Source organism: Psychromonas aquatilis (genome assembly GCF_038155185.1).
GTDB lineage: Bacteria > Pseudomonadota > Gammaproteobacteria > Enterobacterales > Psychromonadaceae > Psychromonas > Psychromonas aquatilis.
Map to the genome: position 1 here is coordinate 1 of NZ_JBAKAZ010000022.1, position 22,058 is coordinate 22,058.

The following is a 22,058-nucleotide window of genomic DNA, read 5'->3' on the forward strand; positions in this document are numbered from 1 at the left end:
TATCTAATCTTGGCACATTGCGATGCCTTGGTGGAGTGACCATTTCAGCACCCATAAGTTTTCTTTTTAGGTGGAATGCTTTCTTGGAGTGTAGTGGTCAACTAATTCTAGGAAACTAATTCTAGGACACCCAAAAATCCCATCTGTTAATTTATGCAGTAAAAAAATTATTGTCAGATATATCCTAAAGGTTAACTTAATACATTGTTAATATTGAATTGAACGATTGTTTTCCTATTAAGGTTAAATATAATGTGACTTAAATAATCTCAAGTGAAGTTGATAATATGATACCAATGGGAAGTGTTGTGACTGCGTGTATGTTCGCAGGTTTAATTGTTGCTGTGCCGCCAATGAAAAAAGTATGTCCTCGATTTATTAGGATGAGTATTGGAGGTCTTTTACTTATGGCGGGTTTATGGAATATATTTTGGTACGCAAGCCAACATTTTCAAGAGTTCTGGGGGATAGCAGCCTTTTGCTCTGGTCTTTTAATGGTATTAACTTCAATCTATATTGTTAAAGCAAGCTGTTTACCTTCGTTTTTGCAGCGTGGGAAACCGGTTGTGTTATTAATGTTACTAGGTTGTGCAATACTCTACGCGGTAACCATATATCGTCTGTAAACACCTTAAAGAAATCACTTGTCCGAAAGCTTCAAAATCAATTGTTGGAAACAATTGTTGGACATCCATCAACTTTGACTAGTTTTCAACTATACACTACCTTTATATATGCTGACTTATTAGCATTTGGAGGTAGTTTATATGACTCAATCTCGCCAATCACAAGTTTCGTTGAATGATACCCCTTACTATCATTGTATTTCTCGTTGTGTTCGTCGTGCTTTTTTGTGTGGAGAAGATAAATATACTGGGAGATCATTTGCACATCGAAGGCAATGGGTCATTGAAAGAATGCATTATCTTGCATCAGTGTTCAATCTTGATATTTGTGCATATGCAGTATTGTCAAACCACTATCACATCGTTTTGCATGTGAATGAACATGAAAACAGCTTATTATCTAATAAAGCTGTTTGCGAACGATGGCGTCGTCTATATTCGGTACCAATATTAGTCGAACGGTGGCTAAGTCAGCAAAGCATCTCTGTAGCTGAAAATAAAATGGCACTGGAAATTGTTAATCGATGGCGAGATAGGCTTGTCGATATCTCTTGGTTTATGCGTTGTTTGAATGAGTTTATTGCACGTAAAGCAAATAAAGAAGACGAGTGTTTTGGTCGATTTTGGGAAGGGCGCTTTAAGTCACAAGCGCTATTAGATGAGGAAGCCTTGTTAACTTGTATGGCGTACGTTGATTTAAATCCAATTCGAGCAAAAATGAGCGAAAGTGTAGAATCTTCTGAGTATACCTCTGTTTATGAACGGATCCATGGTATTGCGCATACAGGTGAAAAATCAGATCGATATTATTTTACTAAAAAGCCACTTTTTGCTTTTTTGGATAAGGAGCATGAAGTTAACCAACATGGTATCCCTTTTTCATTTATTGATTATCTTGAATTAGTTGACTGGAGCGGTCGCATTTTACGTGAAGACAAAAGAGGTCTGATTCCGAGCGCACATCCTAGGTTACTCAATGTCTTGAATTTGGATAGTGATACTTGGTTATCTTTGGCAAGTAGATTTGGGAAAGATTACCAAGGAGCAGTGGGCTCTTTAGAGGAGTTAGCTTTATTCGCAAGTCATACGGGTAAAAAATGGATTGCAAGTAAAAACCAATTGCCACGACTGCATTAATTACTATTCAGTTATAGCTATTATTAATTTTTATCTATTAGCATTTGCTAATCTTTTGTATGCCTGAATAACATGCTTTTTCGTTGTTTCTAACTTTTCTTAATTGCTTTTTGTGCTCGCTCATCAAGTGGTATACAACAGCGTTGATTTTCAGGAGTTAAGCCCATCCCATCTAGCCAATTACAATAATGTGTCCACGCTTTCTTTATTATATTCATAAGCCCTCAGTGTGTATTAATAAACTTAATGATGTTTGGTATATGTTCTATCGGACAATACCATTAAAAATTAGTATGTTGTGGTCTATGAAGCTAAATTGAGAAGTAGGTTACCCTTTGCATATTAGAATAGGTTGTTATTCAGCTTATTAGTTACATAAGCGTACTGAGTTAGAGTTTAAACTGATAAAAAATCATTTTTATAAAGATAATTATTGGGTGTCCACATTTGATATCCACATTTGATATTTATAGAAGAGTTCTTTTGAGAGCTATCAAGGAAAGTAGTGGGTGTCCATATTAGGAAAATTGGGTTTTACAATGAGTTAATACAAAAACTTAAAAGAATGTTATAAAGCTGAATGTGCTAAATCATGGACTTTAAGAGAGTATGGATATAATGAAAAGTATAAACTAAAATGTGGTGCTCGCTACTGGACTTGAACCAGTGACCTACGCCATGTCATGGCGGCACTCTACCAACTGAGTTAAGCGAGCTTATATAGAAGCTGTTGAAAGCAAAGTGATTTTGCTGTATCTCTTCGTGAGTGTCAATAGAACTTTTAGAATATTGTTTTGTTTGATGTTTTTTTGTGCGCTAAAGAGCGCGGGCGCTCATTTATCGCACAATTTATGATTTTATTCTTGCTCCGCTTCGGTAGTGCTTTTGTTTTTTTGGAAAAAACCTGTGATAGTTTTACTAATACTGGTGCATTTTTGATGGAAAATACTCATCACTAATAAACCTGTAATAAAAATTAGGATGGAAATTAAGATCAGGGTATTAAAGCTATGCTCTTGATAATTATTAATTAATGCCAAAAGTTTATCTTGCTCTAAAGAAAGTCGAATATAACCAATTTTTTTATCTTCATAGCGTAATTCTTCGACGTAAGGGCGGATAGTTATTTCTTGAATGGCCTGATCATCTTCGGATAAGTTTAATAACTCAGGTAATGGAATACTGTTTTTTGATTGTGCAACAGTTTCACCTAATGTGTTGTAGATAGTGACGTCACGTACCATGCTGTCATTTTTTAAATCGCCAATCATTTCTTGTAGTTGATCTAGCTTATTTTCCGATAAAAAATGTGCTGCATTAGCAGCAATCGCTTTGGTTAGTGATTGTGAGAATTGTTCTGTTTGTTGATTACGAACAGTAACTGATGCACTTTGTAATCTTATTAGTTGACTGGCGATCACGATTGTAATGAGGCAGATGATAATAACCTTTAACAGTCGCTTTAACCGAAATATCTTTTTTATCATTCATTTAAACCTTTAGTTATTGTATCTGTTGCTTGCATTATAAATTAGCAATCGTTATCTTGTGAGTCATAATTTTTAATGGTTTATATTACACACCTCTACCCGCAATTAACCCATAGGTATAATACAGTGGAAAAGACGATAACACTTCACATCCCTACAAATCCTCTTTCAATTTTGCAATGGAAGCAAGATTTACAAACTAAATTAGATGCACAACAAGCTTTATTTTTAATCAATGATTTACCTGAACAGATCTTTACTGCACAGTCTGAACTGGTGCTTATGGGAAAAAGTATAGATACACATTGTTTGAACACTCTACAGGAAGTGCTTACTAAACAGCAAGTTAAGCAAGTTAAACTATCTAACCTGGGTGAGGTCGAAGGTGTTTCTTTTATACGTTTTTCATTATCTTCACTTAAAATGACATTAATTGATCAGATTACATTATATGCAAAAGAGCAGGACTGTGATTTTGCGCTAGTCGATAAATTGCCTGACTTTGCAAAACCAGGGTTGGTGTTGATGGATATGGATTCAACGACAATTCAAATTGAGTGCATTGATGAGATTGCACGTTTATACGGTGTGGGTGATCAAGTTTCTGCTGTGACAGCTGCTGCAATGCGTGGTGAATTAGACTTTAATGAGAGTTTACGTACTCGTGTTGGTAAGTTAGCTAATGCGCCAGAATCAGTAATTAAAGAAGTAGCTGACAACATGCCATTGATGCCGGGGCTTATTGCATTAATTGCGGGTTTAAAAGCGGCTAATTGGAAAGTTGCAATTGCTTCAGGTGGGTTTACTTACTTTGCGAACCGTTTAAAAGAAGATCACGGCTTTGATGCGGCGTATGCTAATACCTTAGAAATTGTTGATAATACATTAACAGGAAATGTGACAGGCGAAATAGTTAATGCTGATGTCAAGGCGCGTACATTAAAAACATTGGCAACAACTTACGATATTCCATTATCACAAACGGTAGCGATTGGTGATGGTGCAAACGATTTGGTAATGATGGCGGCTTCTTCTTTAGGCATTGCAATTCATGCTAAGCCAATTGTTCAAGAGAAGGCTTCTGTTGCACTAAACAACCTCGATTTAGAAGGTGCGTTGTGCTTATTAACGGCTTCTTTAAATGTTTAAGTTAATTCGATTTTGATAGAGAGCGGGCTGAACAGTTAATCAGTCCGCTTTTTTATTATTACCACATGAGAGCATCTGGTATTGCAAACTCTGTGTAATGATGGCGGCATCCTCTTTAATCATAAAAATTCATACTAAACCAACCACTTAAAAGAAAATTGAACAGTTAATCAGTCGGCTTTTTATCATTACCACATGAGATCATCTGGTATTGCAAACTCTGTGTAATGATGGCAGCATCCTCTTTAATCATAAAAATTCATGCTAAACCAACCGCTTAAAAGAAAATTGAATGGTTAATCAGCGTGTCTTTTTATTATTACTGCATGAGATCATCTGGTATTGCAAACTCTGTGTAATGATGGCGGCATCCTTCTTAAGCATAGAAATTTATACTAAGTGAATCAGCTCGCCTCTTTATTTATCATTACCACATGAGATCATCTGGAACCGCAAATTCTGCGTACGGGTCATCCTCTTCTGTTTCTTCAACATTAGCCGTCTGATCGTGTAATGCAACCAGCACTGACGGGTCAATATCACGTAATTTTTGAGCCGCTTCTTTGTTAATCAAATAAAACTCTTCATTTAATACACAAATAGCATAAAGGCCTTTAATCAAACCTTGTTGAATAGCCGGTGTGACAGCGATTCTTTTGACTTTGTTATCGTAGGTAAAGTGGTAATCAAGCTCACCTTGATAATCTTTTTCACAATGTTGGGCAATCATTTGTATCAATTTGCCGTGAGCGGCTCTAAGGGCTAACTCTTGTTGTGTCTGTTGATTATTTTCTAGGTCTTTTTGTTTTTGTAACTGCGTTTTTTCTTGTATTGCGATTTGCACATCAGAGACAACTTTGCTGCCTTTTTTCTTTTTTTGTTTGGCTTGACGGCGTTTTTCTGTTTGTGCTTGTTTTGCTTTTTGCTTATTGATTAAGCCTGAATTCATTAATTGCTCTTGTAATGAAGCCATATCGATAACCCTTTAAATATTGATCACTAAAAAGAATTAGTTTATCACATTATAATATTTGAACTATCGACTTTGTTTTAAATAGGGACTAAGTTGGTAACTCGGCAAAGGGAATGGCAATGTAAAAAAGGAGTATTAAATGCTGAATAATTTACAAGTTAAAGAATTTATGTCGGGTAAGATGATTGCTTTTACTAAAGAGATGAATCTCCAAGTCGCCGTTGATAAATTACTCAATACAAATTTAATTGGCGGGCCAGTGGTGGATGAGGAAGGCAAAGTTGTAGGGTGGTTATCAGAGCAAGATTGTATGGCTAAGTTAATGGAGGCAAGTTATTACAGCGATCACTCTGCGTTAGTTGAAGATGTGATGTCCGATAAACCGGTTACTATCCACTCTACGCTAAGTATTATGGACTTGGCCCAAAAAATGATTCATGAGAAACCTAAAATGTATCCGGTATTGGATGAGGATAGTATTTATGTTGGGTTAATTACCCGTAAACAGGTACTAGGTGCGATGAGATCACAACTGTAAATCTCCACTTAAGATAATTAGCCCTGTTGATATTGTTATTCAATGGGGCTTTTTTATAGATAAAAACTTAAATTCCTTTCTATTGAGAATAGGGTGAATAATAAAATAGCGCGTTTAAGATCAAACAAATAACTTGTTTTATCTGCTAAGCTACAGTCTTTCTGTTTCACTTTTAAGGATCATAAAGTGGTTTCTAGATTACCTAAGTGGGTTGAGTTTGGTGCATTTGTCTTGTCGTTAATTGCTGGGACGGTTAATGCGGTTGGCTTATTGGGTTTTGAGCATCAATCAGTTTCACATTTATCAGGTACCGCCACTTTATTAGGGTCTAGTTTTATTAATCTTCCTTTGCAAACAAGTTTTCACCTTTTTGGTATTTTGTTTTCTTTTTTACTGGGCTCCTGTGTCGCTGGTTTTTTGTTACATGGTGAGACATTACGCTTAGGAAAACATTACGATACTACTTTATTTCTAGAGGCAGCGCTGTTATTTGCTGCGATTATGTTTTTATCGCAAGGGTCTTTTTATGGCCATTTTTTTGCTTCTGGTGCTTGCGGTTTACAAAATGCGTTAGCCACAAGGTATAGTGGTGCAGTCATAAGAACGACGCATGTTACCGGTATCTTTACTGATTTAGGCTTAATGATAGGCTCTTTTTTTAGAGGCGAGCCTTTAGATAAAAGAAAAGCACAATTGTTTGTTATTATTATATTTGGTTTTATTTTTGGTGGTGTTTTTGGTGCTTGGCTGTATCAATATTTTCTATTTTGGACGTTAATTTTTCCAGCTAGCACTTGCTTATTACTTGCCTTGTCATACCGTATTTATCTTAAAAAACAGATCCAAGCCAGTCACTTATCAAAGGGAAGTTAAATGGCATTAGAAAAGGCCTATAGTAACGAATATCAAGAAGTCATTAATGCCGAGCTAGCCTATGAGTTATTTTGGGCTGGTGTGATCAAAAATAAATCCGATTTTCAATGTCCCAGTGATGTTTGTTCAGCTAAAGTTACTTGTATTAATTTAGATAGCGAAAAGCAAAATATGCTGCAAATACCTCACTTTAGAGGGTACAGGCATGCAAAGGATTGCGAGGTAGTAAGTGGCAATTCTACTAAAGAACTTACAGGTGAAAACCAAGATAGAGAAGTAGCGCCTGATGTTTTTTGTTTAACTCGGCCAGAAAAACAACTGACACAAAAAACCATATCGAAGCTTAACCACAAAGAAAAAGTGTTTGATAATACAACCTCTACCAAGCAGACAAACAATACAAGTATTAACAGAAGTGCTTATTATTACTCGGTTCGCTCCATAGTTAATCAATATTTACGTTACAGAAAAGAGGATAGCCTAGGGAATAATTCGATTAATATTGCTAAGCAGGCAATAACTTACCAAGCATTATTTAAGGGGGTATTTAAGCAGCCTTTGGAGAAGTTACCGAATACTGGTTTAATTTATTGGGGTGTCGCATTTATAAATTATTTAGCAGATATCCAGTGTTATAAAGTGACTTTTAAGGAGCCATTGACAACACAAGGGAATATGATTAAGCCTTCCTTATTTATTTCTCAACAAGCAATTGATGCTTACCCGATGAAAAACCTTTTACTAAAAAGGTTGCAAACCGTCTCAGCATTAAAGGATAAAAGGGCATTTGTTTTTGTCTATGGGAAGCCTGCTGCTAAATCTGAGAAGTATATTAATTTTGAGATTAATAATCTGGATTTCTTAGAAATAAGATATTTGGATTTATTTGACGAATTAAAAAAATAGTCGTTTAAATTCGCGTCATTACCAGAACTCGTGAGAAGATGACACTCATTAAATAACTAGTAAGGGACTAAAATGAATGGTGCTGGTGGCAGTTCGGGTGGAGTAGGGCGTTTCTTTATTGGCGTAATCATGATGTGTGGTGGCTTTTACATGTTACTGAATGCTATTACCGTCACAACTAATTTTGGTTTCAGTTCACGATTATATCGTATTGAACAATTAGGTGGCCTTGGTATCACTGGCGGGACATTAATGATCCCACTCATTTTGGGGATCGGTCTGATTTTTTATAATGCGAAGAATATTTTAGGCTGGCTATTATTTTTAGGTTCGATTGTGGCATTAATCTTTGGTGTGATATCAAGTATTAGGTTTGGTATTCACGCGATGTCATCTTTTGATTTAATTGTTATCTTAGTGCTGGCTATCGGTGGATTAGGTTTATTCTTGCGCTCGTTAAAATCATTTTAATGATTGTTTAACTTACCCTTAAATGGCTTACTTAAAGCGTGATAAGTAAGCTTGCCGTGCGTATATCAATATTGCGCATACGCATCTGAGTCTTAATTAAATAAATTGTCACCCATTTGGTCGATTGCAATTTTTGCTTTTCTAATGGTCATTTCTATACAGTCATCTCGACTTGCCACTACGTCAGAGCGAATAAAGGTATGCGATTGCATTAAGTCATCGCTACCTTTTGTAATAAGTGACGAGAGACGGTATTGCCCGCCTTCTTTGATTGGTGTCGGTGTAATAGTGAAATCTTTATATTCAATACTTTGCTCAGCGACTTCTGGAGCTGTTGTTGTACTTTCACTACTTGAGAAGAGTGATTTAATCGAAGCCAAAAAGCTCATGTTTTAGTTCCTTTATATTGCTATTAATAAACTGAATATTAAGCGCTGTGGTTGATTGTAATAGTCATTTATTGCTACGTTATCACGATAACGGTCGTTCAGTTACTTATTGACGTAAAGCACAAGTGATGTTTTTTACGTCAATATTATTTAGTTAAAACGGCGTAATTTCGATAGTACATCAATGAATAGAGTGATATTGAACTTATCATTATGAGGGTCTTGCTCAATATGGTTACCCTGCCAATCAATACTGTCAATGTTGCCGTTACCTGAGAATTGAGTGATTTTACGGTTCTCATAGATAACATAGTTATCTAAATCCCCTGATAATACATATTCTCGCTCTGTATCATTAAAGAGTGATTGTCCACTGCTATATTGATTACTTGGATTCTCGACACCGAATACCTCTTCCATAAGCGTTGCTGTAAAGTCTAAATGACTTGTCATTCTAAAGATCTCTTTAGGTGCTTTACCTGGCCAAATGATAATTAAAGGTACATTGGCTTCACTGATTAGGTGATTGTTAGTACTTTGGCCTTTAAAGGACTGCCCATGTGTCCCTGTGATCACGATAATCGTATCTTGATATTCTTTTTGCTGTTTTAGTGTATTAACCAGCTTTTCAATTTGCTGATCAATCTCACGAACCTGATTTTGATATAGGGTTAAGTATTCAGCTTGTTGTGGTATTGATGCTTGGTTATTTTGTGAAAATAACAAAGCATTTCTTTGTTCTAAATAGACATAGCTAAACCAAGGTTCAGGTGCTTTGGAAGAGCTTAGCCATTGCGACCACTGTTGTAATACTTGACTATTATTTTGCGATTTTGCGTAATAAACATTGTCTATATTTTTAAGCTGACTAAAGCTACTTTGTAAAAATTCTGGGTGGATCATCCCAATACTTGAAAACAATCCAATGGCATGGTTTTCAGCTATTTTGTCCATCAATACAGGTGAAATATGATTATCAGTAATGATGCCCCAGTAGCTATTTGGTAAACCATAGAACAAGCTGAAAACACCTTGTCGACTATTATTTGCGCCACTGAAATGATTTTTAAAGTTAAGGCCTTCTGCACTTAATGATTGTAAGTACGGCATATTGTCGGTATTTAACATATCTGCGCGTAATGCTTCTACGTTAATAATCAGAATATTCTTATTTTGATCCGCTGTTGCCGGTGCATAGGTTAACGGTGCTAAAGGATAATTTAATTCTTTATTGTTCTCACTAACCGCGCCAAATGTGGCTTTTTGAAGGCTATCTTCAGTCAACCAACCTTGTCTTTTTAGGAAGGTTCTTGCGGTCATTGGGTATGAAAGCGGGTAAATAGATTTTTGGTTAGTAATATCTCGGTACTGCGTTGCATCAGCCCACACAAAGATCAAGTGGCTTGATATAAAGCATAAAAATAAGACAATAGCGATCGGTTTACCGATATGCTTCGCTTGCAAGTTCCTTACCTTACGCCACAGGATATAAGAAAAAAACATCTGCAAACAAAAAGTAATGGGTATCGAGATATAATGTAAATTAATCGAGTAGATAGCTTCCACTTGTTCTGGCTTTTGTAAGAATTGCCAGATTAAAGGGTTTAAATGGAAGTCATATAAACGGAAAATTTGTGTATCTACAATTAAAAAAGTAATTGCAATGGTGGCCAGGAAAATCGAAAAGATTCGATATAATAAATTATTGCGTATCAAGAAAGCGAGTGGGAATATCACAAGGATAAAGACCACAGCAGATAGGAAGCTGAAGTGACCGATTAAACTTATAAATTGATAAGCGATACCCGGTATTGTGTTCGCTAATCCCGAATAGACAATGTAACGTAGGCTAATTAATGAAAGCGCAACAATGTTAAAAAATGTAAACCAATGTGCCCAAGCAACTCGTTTACCTACGTTATCGTGGAATTTATTACCTGTTTCAACCATTTTGATTATTTATCTTTTGTGTTGATAGAAGCACTCAGTGCTTTAACGAATTTGTCGTTGATAGTTTTACGTTGTGCGGTAGGTACTTGGCTATTAATAATATGCGTAATACTATTGCCTAATATCATTAGGCTTAAATCAACAGAGACATCGTTTTCATGTAAAACCTCCATTACTTGATCTAAGATGTTTTCAATTTTTTGGCTAGAGTACTTTGATTGTATTGGCATAATAAACTTCTAATATAAGGAATAGTAATGCGCTAATAATACAGTACTCGTATTATTATACCAATCACTTAACGAATGCTTTTTGCGGTATTAGTCGGATAATTAAGCAAATTTTTATTGTTTCAAGATATCAAGTGACGTGTATAATTTAATAATTCAGCTCTCAGGTTCTACACAAGGTTTTTTATCTATGAATGTTTCCGCTACTAACATTATTTTACACTCTTTAAATTACAATGATGAAGGCGTTTTAAATTGTAAAATGCGTGAAGGTGAGTTACCTATCTCTGCTTCTATTGAACAGCTTGTAATGGATTTACATCGAACATATCAAAGTAAATCAAATAAAGCGTTTGCCTACTTTGCCGAAGAAGGTGAAAAATCACAACTGTTCCAACGTGCATTAAAAGAGGAGTTAAATGGCGAACTAGACTTTGTTAGTTTTTCACAGCAAGCGGCCACCTGTTTAGTAAATGAATTAAAAGATCATGACTTTGCAGAAGAAGGTATTCTGTTGGTTAGCAAATATACTTGGACAACCAGTAATTACTTGTTGGTTGCTCTATTACAAAATAATCAGTCAATTAGCGTTAATGAAAATTTAGAATTACAAGTTAGCCAACATATTGAAACAAGTAAAATTCAATTGGTTGCACGTATTGACCTGACATTATTAGAACGAGATCCAGAAGCGAATCGTTATATTTCTTTTATTAAAGGGCGTGTTGGTCGTAAAGTATCTGACTTTTTCTTGGACTTTATGGGCGCTAAAGAAGGCTTTGATGCTAAAGCACAAAACCAAGGTTTGATGAAAGCCGTTGAAGAGTTTTGTGAAAAGCAAGAAATGCCAACGGAGAAAAAACAAGAAGTTCGTGAAGTCACCTTTAATTATTGTAAAGATCAAATCAAAGAAGGACAGGATATTGACCTAAGCAATTTATCTAAAGAATTTGAAAGTACTGCCAATTTAGAAGGCAGCTTTTATGATTTTGTAAGTGAAGACTATCAATTAGAAGAAAACTTTCCAGCGGATAAAACACTGGTTCGTAAATTAACTAAATATGTCGGTTCTGGCGGCGGCATGAGTATTAGTTTTGATCAAAAGCATTTAGGGACATCAATCAAATACGATGAGGCTTCTGATACATTAACCATTACCGGTTTACCTACTAATTTGCGTGAACAATTGAAGCGAGATGCATTAATGAATAGCAGTGAGCATGTCATTGCTATTGATCAAGAAGATGATGGTAAAGCGCCATTTTAATTGTGGAATCAATTAATATTTGTTTAGTGAAGAAGCACAACGAAATAATAAATGTGGTGATATAAACAAGCGTAAGTGATCAAAGTTTCTTTACTACTAATAGAGAATAGGTATTAGATTAAGTAAAGCATCTCATCGTGATTGAAGGTTATGATATAGTGATTGCATTAGTAGATTTAAAGTTAACAATATTAAGGGCTTAAAATGGCTGAAGAAACTATTTTTAGAAAAATAATCGATAAAGAGATCCCATCAGATACCTTGTATCAAGACGAATATATTACTGCTTTTCGTGATATTTCACCGCAGGCACCGGTGCATATTTTAATTATTCCTAATAAGCTGATTCCAACTGCTAATGATATTGAAGTTGAAGATGAATTTTTAATTGGGAAAATGTATTCTGTTGCTAAGTTATTAGCAAAACAAGAAGGTATTGCAGACTCAGGTTACCGATTAATAATGAATTGTAATAATGATGGTGGACAAGAAGTTTACCATATACATTTGCATTTGTTGGGTGGTAAAAGAATTGGCAAGTTAGTTAGTTAAAACAAACGTTTATAACTTTATACAACATAATTAAGTGGAGTTTTTTGATGAAAAAACATTCTAGTTTATGGGTAATGTTAGCGGCAGTGTTAGTGTTATCTGCTTGTTCATCATCGACAGTTGAGCGATTAGATCCGCAAGCACAAGTCGATTTAAGTGGTGAGTGGAATGATACCGATGCACAATTGGTTGCTCGTGAGATGGTAGATGATGCACTATCGCGCGCATGGTTACCAAAGTTTGTACAGAGTAACGGTAAAGATCCTGCTGTAATAGTAGGGAAGATTAAAAATCTAAGTCATGAACATATTAATACCGCTGTGTTTATCGCTAATATCGAACGTGAATTGATCAATTCAGGCGAAGTTCAGTTTGTCGCTGATGCACAAAGAAGAGAAGAGATTCGTAATGAACGTGCAGACCAAGATTTAAATGCATCAGAAGCAACACGTAAAGAAAATGGCCAAGAGTACGGCGCTGACTTTATGATGCAGGGGCAAGTGAATACCATTGTTGATGTTGAAGGTACGACTCAAGTGCGTTTTTACCAAGTTAACCTAGAGTTAATTAGTTTAAAAGATAATCGCAAGGTATGGATTGGCGATACAAAAATTAAAAAACTGATTACCAATAGTACATTACGTAAATAAGCTACTGATATTAGGTAGGCCTATTACTGGGTCTATCTAATATGCTTTGGAATCCTCATGCCTAAGCTTCTTTTCATTATTTTAATTTTACTGGCCGGCTGTTCTGCGCAGCATGGTAGCAACCGTCTAGCTGAAGAGCTTACTTACCAACCACCACAAACCATTTTAAATGCGCTGCAATCAGATCAACCTGACACCACAGACATTGCGCAATATTATTTAAATCTAGGTTATTTACAATTAATTTCAGGTCAACCAAAATCAGCTATTGAGTCTTTGCAAACAGCTAAAAAAGAGATGCAATTATTAACAGCGACGTCGGTTTCGGAAACATTGGCTGCAGGTACAATCAATGAAACGTTTCGTCGTTATAGTGGCTCTCCTACAGATCGAGTAATGGTGCATAATATGCTTGCGCTCAGTTACCTGTTTAGTGATGATATTGAAGGGGCTCGAGTTGAGATGCTGCAAGCCGATGTTGCCATGAAAACTTTAATTGATGGTGATGCGCTAAACGGTCAATTAGCCAGTACTCATTTATTAACCGCCATTATTTACGAATTACTAGATGAACGATCCAATGCTTTTATTAGTTATCGATTTGCCGAAAAAATAATGTTGGAGCGAGGGCTGTCAATTCCGCTTAGTTTGCAATTAGCTTTGCTACGTATGAGTGATAAAATGGGCAATAATGTTCAATATCGATATTACAAGAATCAGTACCCATCAGTTGTGTTACCGGCCAATAAAACACATCAAGTGTTTAGCTTATATTTTGATGGGGTAGTTGACCATAAAAGAGAAGCCTCGATTGTCGTACCTAGCTTTGCTGGCCATCAACTTATTCGAGTTTCTGTACCTACTTATCCGCCTAGATATACTAATTCGCGACATAACACTATAAATGATGGGGAACAGAGCAAGAATAGTGGATTAATCGAAGATGTTAATCGTATTGTTAGAGAAGATTTAGATAAGGAATATCCTAGCATTTTATTGTTAACAACAACCAGAGCAGTAGCAAAATACCAATTAGTGCAAGAAGCACAAAGGCGAGACCCATTATTGGGGGCCATTGTTAATATGACAACATTAATTAGTGAAGTTGCTGATGTGAGAAGTTGGAATATGTTGCCTGCAAGTATTCAGTTTAGTTATTTAGAAACCGATTCTCAGAATGTGGTTATTGAACTTCCTAATCAAGGCCGCCAATCAATTAATTTAGATAAAGCAGCACAACATGTTATTTTAGCAACAGGTTTATCGAAAGATGTTTTCCATTATCAACAATAGAGTTTGATATAAGAGGTAGTTATGAAATACGTTAGGTTAATATTGCCAATGTTATTGGCATCTTTTGTGATCAGTGGCTGTTCGTCATCTGATTCAGTGGCACGTCCTGAATGGATTGATCATGCATCAGAGAAATATCCAAGTAATATTTACTTATCCGCCGTTGGACAGGGTTCAACACGCGATAGAGCAAGTCAAAAGGCGATTGCCAATTTATTAGAAATTTTTTCAGTGAAGGTTAAATCTGAATCGAGAACGTTAACTGAAGGTATCAAAAAAGAGAGTGCATTAGGGGTTACCTTAGAGAGCTCTAGTACGATAAGACGTAGTATTGCAACAGAAACAGAGCAAGCTATCCAAGGTGCTGAAATTAAGGAAAGTTGGTTAAGTCCTCTAGGGCAATATTATGTGCTAGCAGTGATACATCGTATTAGCGCAGCACAAAATCTAACGGAATCGATTATTGAGTTAGATAAGTCAACGGCCAATTTAATTGAATACAGTAATGACGGTGCGCCTAACTCAATTACGGCGCTTAATGCGCTACGTTCGGCTCGTGATAAACAGGTCACGCGAAAAATGGCTGATCTTCAGTTAAGCTATTTAAGTGGCAATGGAGTACCCGTTGAGGTTTCAAGTGAAGATATCGAATATCTGATACGAGAAAAATTAGCCTCTATAGAGGCAAGTGTTGAAGCACCGACTGAACCGCAACGAAATTTATTGGCAGCAAGCTTATCGCGTTTAGGTATCAAAGTGGTTGACTCATCACCTTTTAAAGTCGTAGGGACTTTAGACTTAACTCAACCTGCTTATATCGAGTCTTGGTATTGGTTACGAGGCAGTTATGAATTAACAATGACCGAAAACGATCAAGTGATCAGTCGTAAACGTTGGCCTGTAAAAGTATCAACCCGCCAAAAAGAGATGTTAAATACGCGTCTTCAAGATAAATTAGATAGTCATATGGATGAGTATTTACAAACCTTGGTTAGTGACACTCCTTCTTTTTAATTTGGTGATATAAATCGCTTAAAGTAGGCACTGCAATCTGATGTTGTAGTGCTTTTTTTATGAGGTATCCATTAATAAACTCAATTTCAGTGGGTCGTTGATAGTGAATATCCCGGTTCATTGAAGAGTAATTTTCAGCCGTTGCAGTAATGACCTTATTCACAGTGTGTAGAACAGTAGGTACATGGAAGTGTATTGACTCCGCCTTAGCAACAGCAATACTTTCACTAATAATGTTTTCAATAGTCTTTGTGTATGTCGAGCTTCGTAATTGTCCATTTTTTATTTGCTGAATTGCACTAAGCGGATTAATTGCAGCATTAATAATTAATTTTAACCAACACTTACTATTAATATCCTTACTCCAATGTACGTCATCCATAGTATCTTGAAGTGTCTTCACTAGTTGTATTGGTATTTGTTGAGAAGGGTCATTGAAGTACCCTAAATAAGTCGGTCCAGCACCTGTATGAGTGATCGATAATGGACCATTTAGTAAACTGCCGTTGGAGGTAGTCGCTGAGATTATTGGGTTATTAGGAAAGTACTTTAATACTTGTTCTGCGCAGCCGTAGCCGTTATGCATTAAGATAATTATCTGGTGTTTGTTTATATATGGCTGTTGGGATAACAGAGCATCAAGTACCTGAGGGGCTTTCACACAAACAAGGATAGCACTTTGTTGTTCAGCTAAGCGAGTCGCTAATAAATGATGTCCATGCGATATGGTGAACTGCGTGGTATTCGCAGATAAATCTGTAAAGTGCAGGGTATTTGTTAATTGTTTATGGCGAGATACAAGGTGGCATGAATGACCGCTTTTTTGGAGTGTCGCTGCCCATAAACAACCGATTGCGCCAGCACCAATAATTTGAATCATATTTTTCTCGAATAGATAATAAACAAAAAAACATTATGCAAATTTGAATCTGAATTTACAAGCAACAAACTGAGTCTACTGATAGATGATTGAGCGCTTTTCTGGTAGATTTAGCATAATTATTTTAATTGTATTTTGAGGAATAAAAATGCCTTCATTTGATATCGTATCAGAGATAGATTTAGTAGAAGTAAAAAATGCTGTAGACAATACCAGTCGTGAATTAGGTACACGTTATGATTTCCGTGGTGTAAAAGCAGCAATCACACTAAACAAAGAAGTAGTTAAATTAGAAGCTGAAGCTGAAATGCAAATTAATGCATTACGCGATATGTTACGCGCTAACTTAGTTAAGCGTGGTGTAGATACACGAGCTATGGATCCTGATAAATATGAGCAATCAGGTAAGTTCTGGTCTCAAAATATAAAATTTAAAGTGGGTGTTGATCAACCAACGGCGAAAAAGCTAGTGAAACAGATCAAAGACAGTAAAGTTAAAGTACAAGTATCTATTCAAGGTGATCAATTACGTGTGACAGGTAAAAAGCGTGACGATTTACAGCAAACAATGCGTTTAGTAAAAGAAGCGGATTTAGGGATGGGCTTCCAATTCAATAACTTTAAAGATTAAGTTATTGCTCTAAAAAGGCATTATCACTTTATGTGTTAATGCTTTTATTTTATCGCTCACAAACATTGCAAATATACTGCTTATAAATCCAAGGCAGTTGTTCAAGAATTAAAGACTTACCCAATATATCCTTACTTTTAAGTGTTTCTGTTATTAGTGTTAAATCTAATTGTTTTAAGAATTCATCAGCCAATGGAAAATAGCTAAGGTGCCAAGGTTCCTGTGCCACACCACCTTGATCATTCTGGTAGGGACGATAAAAACCGAACTCTTGACTATTTTCACTTAACCAATGAGTTAATTCAGAGAAATAACCTCCTTTTACATACTCACTTTTTTGTAACTGTAAAGCTTGATTTTTGGGCAATAAAGTCGGGTCATAAACATCCATATCAGTCCCCCAATGATGGCGACTGGTTGCAGGTAAAGCTGACCAATGCAGTAGGTGAGTAAGCTTTTCTTTTTCACTTACTTTATCGATATCAATAGGTTGCTCATCTTTATCAAGTATTGTTGTCACACCAGAATATTTATTATTCCAAATCATTAATTGCCGATCAAAACTGCGGAATGCACTGGCGATATGCAAGGTAAAACCTTGTTTTTCAGCAGCGCTTTGTAAGCCAGTAAAATCTGAAATGACTTGTTTATGTAATAAACGGTTAGGTGCAAACTCAACTAAATGAGTTTGTACCTGTCCTGTGAGCGCTAATGGGTTCATGCTAGTAGATTTTTAAGGGTTAATTTGAAAATATCAACCAATTCATCTAATTGTGCAATATTCGTAGACTCATTTACCTTATGAATAGTTGCATTGATTGGCCCTAATTCCACAACTTGTGCACCAGTAGGTGCAATAAAGCGAGCGTCTGATGTCCCACCACTCGTTGATAACTCAGTAGTAATTCCATTGGTCGCTAGGATAGCTTGTGCAACGGCATCAGTTAAAGAACCTGGTTCAGTAATAAATGGCTGACCGTTATAAGTCCATTTTATATCGTACTCAAATCCTGCTTTATTTAAGATACTTTCTACTTTCTCTGTGAGCATATCAGCAGTCAATTCCGTAGAATAACGGAAGTTACATTGCACAACGGCATCACCGGGAACTACATTACTAGCGCCAGTACCTGAGTTGAAGTTAGTAATTTGGAAACTTGTTGCAGGGAAGTATTGATTACCTTTATCCCATTCTGTTTGTACTAATTCGGCTAAAGCAGGTGCCGCTAAGTGGATTGGGTTATTAACTAAATGCGGGTAAGCAACATGCCCCTGTGTACCCTTAAAAGTAATATCTGCAGTTAATGAGCCACGACGACCATTTTTAATGATATCACCAACATGGTTAGTACTAGATGGTTCTCCTACGATACAGTAATCGATTTTTTCATTTCTCGCTTCCAAAACATCAACAACACGTGTTGTACCATTAATGAAGGGGCCTTCTTCATCACTAGTGATTAATAAAGCAATAGAGCCCTTATGATCTTGGTGTTCTTCAATGAATGCTTCTAGACCTAACATAAAGCAAGCGATACCACTTTTCATATCAGCCGCACCACGTCCGTATAACATACCGTCGATGATAGTCGGCTCAAAAGGAGGGGTGTTCCATTTGCTTTCTGGTCCTGGTGGAACAACATCAGTATGGCCAGCAAAACAAAATAGGGGTGCTTCAGTGCCTTTTCTCGCCCAAAGGTTCAAAGTATCTTCGAATTCCATGGTTTCACATACAAAACCAAGTTTTTCTAATCGAGAAATAAGTAAATCTTGGCAACCTGCATCTTCAGGTGTTACTGAGCGACGACTCATTAAATCTTGTAATAACGTTACAACGGGGGAGTGAGACATTGTATTTCCTTATACGGCAAAAAATGTTTGATAGTTTTTTATATTGAAGCCAACAATTGCTGATTCTTTATAAATAATAACAGGGCGTTTTATTAATGTTGGAGATTCGATGAATAACGCTTTTGCATTATCTTCGTTAAGTGTTTGTTTTTGATTATCTGTGAGCGCTCTATAACTGGTACTACGTTTATTAAGTAATGTCTCCCAGCTTGAGTGTGCTAGTAATTTTTCTAGTAGCGATTCATCTAGCCCATCTTTTCTGTAGTCATGAAAAGTGAAAGGGATGTTGTTTTCTTTTAACCATTTTTGTGCTTTTTTGATCGTGTCACAATTAGGTATACCGTACATTATTGCTGTCATGTTGGGTGCTTATCAGTTGAAAAATAGGAGGTAATTGTAGCAAAGAAGCTGTGAGGAAAAAAAGGGCAGAAACAAAAAGAGTCGCAATAGCGACTCTTTATTTTTTCAGTTTATAGATAAATTATTTAACTATTTTCAATACGGTGTCTGTTCCAACAACAACACTGCCAGACATTTTTTGTAGTTCTTTAATTTCATCCATATTAGAAATAACAACAGGAGTTAAAATTGATTTTGCATTTTTAGTTAAAAACTCAAGATCAAACTCAATGATTGTTTCACCGGCTTTCACTTTTTGGCCTTCTTGAGCAATACGAGTAAAACCTTGACCTTTAAGCTCAACAGTATCAATACCAAAGTGAACAAAAAGCTCAATACCACTATCAGACTCTAAAGAGAAAGCATGGTTTGTTTCAAAAATTTTACCAATTTCACCATCGCATGGCGCTACCATTTTATTGCCGGTAGGGCGTATTGCTATACCATCGCCTACAATTTTTTCAGCAAAAACAACGTCTGGCACATCTTCAATTGCAACAATTTCACCTGAGATAGGTGCGATCATATCGATAGTATTTGATGATGGTGTACTTCCAGTCATTGCTTTTTTAAGTGAATCGAAAAAACCCATAAGTTTTAACTCCAAAATTATATATAAACGATTAAAGGGGGCGATATTAACTATCGTCCACCTTTATAAGATCTTAGCTGATGCCGTTAGCTGCGTTGAATTCTTTTACTAACGCTTCAATTTCTGCTGCTGTCGCTACTGACAGTGCTTTATCTGCTAATGCTTTTGCATCTGCGTAACTAGTACTGCGAATAATTTTCTTCACAGTCGGGATAGAAATTGCACTCATAGAGAATTCATCTAAGCCCATACCTAATAGTAACAGAGTTGCGTGCTCATCGCCTGCTAATTCTCCACACATACCTGTCCATTTGCCAGCAGCGTGAGATGCATCAATAACTGTCTTGATGATCGTTAATACAGAAGGTGTTAATGGGTTGTAAAGGTCTGAAATTAACTCATTACCGCGGTCAACAGCAAGTGAATATTGCGTTAAGTCATTTGTACCGATACTAAAGAAGTCTACTTCTTTGATCAAATGATGAGCAATTGCTGCAGCAGCAGGTGTTTCAATCATAACACCAATTTCAATTTCTTCATCAAATGCAACACTTTCGTTTCTAAGTTCTGCTTTTAATGTCTCTAGAATGTCTTTCAATTTACGCACTTCTTCAACAGAAATGATCATTGGGAACATAATGCGAATCTTACCAAATGCAGATGCACGAAGTAGGGCACGTAATTGAGGGTTCATAATTTCAGGACGGTCGAAGCAAATACGAATTGCACGCCAACCTAGGAATGGATTTAATTCAGTAGGTAGATCTAAATATGGTAGATCTTTATCACCACCAATATCCATAGTACGAATAATACATGGCTTACCTTCCATTGCTTCTACAACATCTTTGTATGCAAGGAATTGTTCATCTTCAGTTGGTAATTGATCTCTATCCATAAACAGGAATTCTGTACGGTATAGACCAACACATTCTGCACCATTACGTTTAGCGCCATCTGTGTCTTTAACTGAACCAACATTTGAACCAACTTCTACTTGATGTCCGTCAGTTGTTTCTGCAGGTAAGTCTTTTAGTTTTGCTAGCTCGGCTTTTTCATGTAAGAAAGCCTCGCGCACTTCTTTCGCTTCAGCAAGTTCTTCATCACTTGGGTTGATGATGACTTTGTTATTTAAAGCGTCAAGAATAACTAGGTCGCCAGTTTCTACTTTTTGAGTAATATCGTTAGTACCGACAATTGCTGGAATTTCTAACGAACGCGCCATAATTGACGTATGAGAAGTACGGCCACCAATATCAGTAATAAAACCTAATACTTTGTCTAGATTAATTTGTGCTGTTTCAGATGGTGTTAGGTCATTAGCGATTAATACAACTTCTTCGTCGATGTCACTAAGATTAATAATCACGATACCTAAAACGTTTTTTAGTAAACGATTACCAATGTCACGGAAGTCTGCAGCACGCTCACGTAAATAAGGGTCATCTAATTCTGATAACATTTGTGCATTTTCTTCAACAATTGCATTAATTGCGAAGTCAGCTGTACATTTGTTCTTTTTAATATAGGCGATGATATCTTCTTCAAGCTCTTCATCTTCAAGTAGCATTATATGCCCTTCAAAGATGGCTTCTTTCTCCTCTCCAAATGTTTCGAGCGCTTTTTGCTTAACTATTTCTAGTTGAGCTGAAGTCTTTGCTCGCCCATCTAAAAATCGAGATATTTCTTTATCAATATCTTGAATTTTTTCGTTGTTAAGAGAAATTTCGTCTTCTTGTAATAACAATGCTTTCGCAAAAGTAATACCAGGTGATGCTAGAATGCCAGATATCATAACCTATCCTTAAACTACTAAATTTTATCTAATAAAAGATATGAGAATTAAACTAATGTTGCCATTAATTCAACAAGCGTATCGACAGCTTTTTGCTCGTCAGCGCCTTCTGCTTTGATGTTAACAGATGTACCTTGAGTTAAACCTAGAGTTTGTAATTTGAAAAGGCTTTTTGCACTTGCTGATTTTGTGCCAACTTCAACAGAGATGTCAGATTCAAATGATTTTGCTTCTTTAACAAATTGTGCTGCTGGGCGAGTATGAAGGCCGTTTGGAGCTGTGATAGTTACTGTTTTTTGATACATGGTAACACCTTAATCTATTTTTGATTTTAACAATAAAAAATTATCCGGGGGAATAACTTTTTATTGAATGAATATAACATTGTGTTGATGAGGTTTA

General features: G+C 36.2%; 26 protein-coding genes and 1 tRNA gene. 13 read left to right on the top strand and 14 right to left on the bottom strand.

The features are described from left to right. Nucleotides 1-308 precede the first annotated feature (308 nt). Nucleotides 309-626: a hypothetical protein gene (locus V6256_RS07355; RefSeq protein ID WP_341597431.1), complete on the top strand. Its 318-nt coding sequence runs from the start codon at nucleotides 309-311 to the stop codon at nucleotides 624-626. Nucleotides 627-767: 141 nt separating this feature from the next. Further along, nucleotides 768-1,763: a hypothetical protein gene (locus V6256_RS07360; RefSeq protein ID WP_341597432.1), complete on the top strand. Its 996-nt coding sequence runs from the start codon at nucleotides 768-770 to the stop codon at nucleotides 1,761-1,763. Between the two features lie 89 nt (nucleotides 1,764-1,852). Here V6256_RS07360 and V6256_RS07365 read toward each other — a convergent pair whose 3' ends face one another. The 3 genes from V6256_RS07365 to V6256_RS07375 all read right to left on the bottom strand — a co-directional run bounded on the left by V6256_RS07365 (nucleotide 1,853) and on the right by V6256_RS07375 (nucleotide 3,250). After that, the gene (locus V6256_RS07365; RefSeq protein ID WP_341597433.1) at nucleotides 1,853-1,981 is read right to left on the bottom strand and encodes a hypothetical protein; all 129 of its coding nucleotides are present in this window, start codon (nucleotides 1,979-1,981) and stop codon (nucleotides 1,853-1,855) included. Between the two features lie 422 nt (nucleotides 1,982-2,403). Further along, a tRNA-Val gene (locus V6256_RS07370) sits at nucleotides 2,404-2,479 on the bottom strand. 141 nt (nucleotides 2,480-2,620) lie between these two features. Further along, a complete protein-coding gene (locus V6256_RS07375) occupies nucleotides 2,621-3,250 on the bottom strand; it encodes an AhpA/YtjB family protein (protein WP_341597434.1) in 630 nt (209 codons plus the stop codon). Nucleotides 3,251-3,379: 129 nt separating this feature from the next. Here V6256_RS07375 and serB point away from each other — a divergent pair, with 129 nt between their 5' ends. Further along, nucleotides 3,380-4,402: a phosphoserine phosphatase SerB gene (serB, locus tag V6256_RS07380; RefSeq protein ID WP_341597435.1), complete on the top strand. Its 1,023-nt coding sequence runs from the start codon at nucleotides 3,380-3,382 to the stop codon at nucleotides 4,400-4,402. Nucleotides 4,403-4,829: 427 nt separating this feature from the next. On the opposite strand, the gene V6256_RS07385 is transcribed toward serB, so the two are convergent. After that, on the bottom strand, nucleotides 4,830-5,375 hold the full coding sequence (locus tag V6256_RS07385; RefSeq protein ID WP_341597436.1) for a DUF2058 domain-containing protein: 546 nt from the start codon (nucleotides 5,373-5,375) through the stop codon (nucleotides 4,830-4,832). 139 nt (nucleotides 5,376-5,514) lie between these two features. Here V6256_RS07385 and V6256_RS07390 point away from each other — a divergent pair, with 139 nt between their 5' ends. The 4 genes from V6256_RS07390 (at nucleotide 5,515) to V6256_RS07405 (ending at nucleotide 8,163) form a co-directional block, all read left to right on the top strand. Continuing rightward, nucleotides 5,515-5,913, top strand: coding sequence for a CBS domain-containing protein (locus V6256_RS07390; protein WP_341597437.1), 399 nt, complete (start codon nucleotides 5,515-5,517; stop codon nucleotides 5,911-5,913). Between the two features lie 186 nt (nucleotides 5,914-6,099). Then, entirely contained in the window at nucleotides 6,100-6,786 is a 687-nt protein-coding gene (locus tag V6256_RS07395; RefSeq protein ID WP_341597438.1) for a YoaK family protein, read from the top strand. Next, nucleotides 6,787-7,692 (top strand): hypothetical protein, encoded by a 906-nt coding sequence (locus V6256_RS07400; RefSeq protein WP_341597439.1) that lies wholly within the window; start codon nucleotides 6,787-6,789, stop codon nucleotides 7,690-7,692. A gap of 72 nt (nucleotides 7,693-7,764) precedes the next feature. Then, nucleotides 7,765-8,163, top strand: a complete 399-nt coding sequence (locus tag V6256_RS07405) for a hypothetical protein (protein WP_341597440.1) — start codon at nucleotides 7,765-7,767, stop codon at nucleotides 8,161-8,163. A 92-nt stretch (nucleotides 8,164-8,255) separates the two neighbouring features. Here V6256_RS07405 and V6256_RS07410 read toward each other — a convergent pair whose 3' ends face one another. From V6256_RS07410 to V6256_RS07420, 3 genes are all read right to left on the bottom strand, one after another. Next, nucleotides 8,256-8,552, bottom strand: a complete 297-nt coding sequence (locus tag V6256_RS07410; RefSeq protein WP_341597441.1) for an HlyU family transcriptional regulator — start codon at nucleotides 8,550-8,552, stop codon at nucleotides 8,256-8,258. A gap of 150 nt (nucleotides 8,553-8,702) precedes the next feature. Next, a complete protein-coding gene (locus V6256_RS07415; RefSeq protein ID WP_341597442.1) occupies nucleotides 8,703-10,502 on the bottom strand; it encodes a DUF3413 domain-containing protein in 1,800 nt (599 codons plus the stop codon). Nucleotides 10,503-10,507: 5 nt separating this feature from the next. Continuing rightward, on the bottom strand, nucleotides 10,508-10,732 hold the full coding sequence (locus tag V6256_RS07420) for a YejL family protein (protein ID WP_341597443.1): 225 nt from the start codon (nucleotides 10,730-10,732) through the stop codon (nucleotides 10,508-10,510). A 190-nt stretch (nucleotides 10,733-10,922) separates the two neighbouring features. Here V6256_RS07420 and yejK point away from each other — a divergent pair, with 190 nt between their 5' ends. From yejK to V6256_RS07445, 5 genes are all read left to right on the top strand, one after another. Continuing rightward, entirely contained in the window at nucleotides 10,923-11,999 is a 1,077-nt protein-coding gene (gene yejK, locus V6256_RS07425) for a nucleoid-associated protein YejK (RefSeq protein WP_341597444.1), read from the top strand. Nucleotides 12,000-12,203: 204 nt separating this feature from the next. Next, a complete protein-coding gene (locus V6256_RS07430) occupies nucleotides 12,204-12,551 on the top strand; it encodes an HIT domain-containing protein (RefSeq protein ID WP_341597445.1) in 348 nt (115 codons plus the stop codon). Between the two features lie 47 nt (nucleotides 12,552-12,598). Then, nucleotides 12,599-13,201: a penicillin-binding protein activator LpoB gene (locus V6256_RS07435; RefSeq protein ID WP_341597446.1), complete on the top strand. Its 603-nt coding sequence runs from the start codon at nucleotides 12,599-12,601 to the stop codon at nucleotides 13,199-13,201. A gap of 57 nt (nucleotides 13,202-13,258) precedes the next feature. Beyond that, nucleotides 13,259-14,494, top strand: a complete 1,236-nt coding sequence (locus V6256_RS07440; RefSeq protein WP_341597447.1) for a COG3014 family protein — start codon at nucleotides 13,259-13,261, stop codon at nucleotides 14,492-14,494. Between the two features lie 21 nt (nucleotides 14,495-14,515). Further along, complete coding sequence (locus tag V6256_RS07445; protein WP_341597448.1) at nucleotides 14,516-15,508, top strand: LPP20 family lipoprotein; 993 nt, start codon at nucleotides 14,516-14,518, stop codon at nucleotides 15,506-15,508. On the opposite strand, the gene V6256_RS07450 is transcribed toward V6256_RS07445, so the two are convergent. Beyond that, nucleotides 15,486-16,388: a ketopantoate reductase family protein gene (locus V6256_RS07450; RefSeq protein WP_341597449.1), complete on the bottom strand. Its 903-nt coding sequence runs from the start codon at nucleotides 16,386-16,388 to the stop codon at nucleotides 15,486-15,488. The two genes, V6256_RS07445 and V6256_RS07450, sit on opposite strands and share 23 nt — an antisense overlap. Before the next feature lie 148 nt (nucleotides 16,389-16,536). Here V6256_RS07450 and V6256_RS07455 point away from each other — a divergent pair, with 148 nt between their 5' ends. After that, nucleotides 16,537-17,019, top strand: coding sequence for a YajQ family cyclic di-GMP-binding protein (locus tag V6256_RS07455; protein ID WP_341597450.1), 483 nt, complete (start codon nucleotides 16,537-16,539; stop codon nucleotides 17,017-17,019). Nucleotides 17,020-17,068: 49 nt separating this feature from the next. Here V6256_RS07455 and V6256_RS07460 read toward each other — a convergent pair whose 3' ends face one another. The 6 genes from V6256_RS07460 to V6256_RS07485 form a co-directional block, all read right to left on the bottom strand. After that, entirely contained in the window at nucleotides 17,069-17,740 is a 672-nt protein-coding gene (locus tag V6256_RS07460) for a M15 family metallopeptidase (RefSeq protein ID WP_341597451.1), read from the bottom strand. Beyond that, on the bottom strand, nucleotides 17,737-18,870 hold the full coding sequence (gene dapE, locus V6256_RS07465; RefSeq protein ID WP_341597452.1) for a succinyl-diaminopimelate desuccinylase: 1,134 nt from the start codon (nucleotides 18,868-18,870) through the stop codon (nucleotides 17,737-17,739). Before dapE ends, V6256_RS07460 begins: the two co-directional genes overlap by 4 nt. Before the next feature lie 9 nt (nucleotides 18,871-18,879). Continuing rightward, nucleotides 18,880-19,230: an ArsC family reductase gene (locus V6256_RS07470; RefSeq protein ID WP_341597453.1), complete on the bottom strand. Its 351-nt coding sequence runs from the start codon at nucleotides 19,228-19,230 to the stop codon at nucleotides 18,880-18,882. Nucleotides 19,231-19,351: 121 nt separating this feature from the next. After that, nucleotides 19,352-19,861: a PTS glucose transporter subunit IIA gene (crr, locus tag V6256_RS07475; RefSeq protein WP_341597454.1), complete on the bottom strand. Its 510-nt coding sequence runs from the start codon at nucleotides 19,859-19,861 to the stop codon at nucleotides 19,352-19,354. 73 nt (nucleotides 19,862-19,934) lie between these two features. Then, entirely contained in the window at nucleotides 19,935-21,656 is a 1,722-nt protein-coding gene (gene ptsI / locus V6256_RS07480) for a phosphoenolpyruvate-protein phosphotransferase PtsI (RefSeq protein WP_341597455.1), read from the bottom strand. A gap of 47 nt (nucleotides 21,657-21,703) precedes the next feature. Further along, a complete protein-coding gene (locus tag V6256_RS07485; RefSeq protein ID WP_341597456.1) occupies nucleotides 21,704-21,961 on the bottom strand; it encodes an HPr family phosphocarrier protein in 258 nt (85 codons plus the stop codon). Between the last annotated feature and the right edge of the window lie 97 nt (nucleotides 21,962-22,058).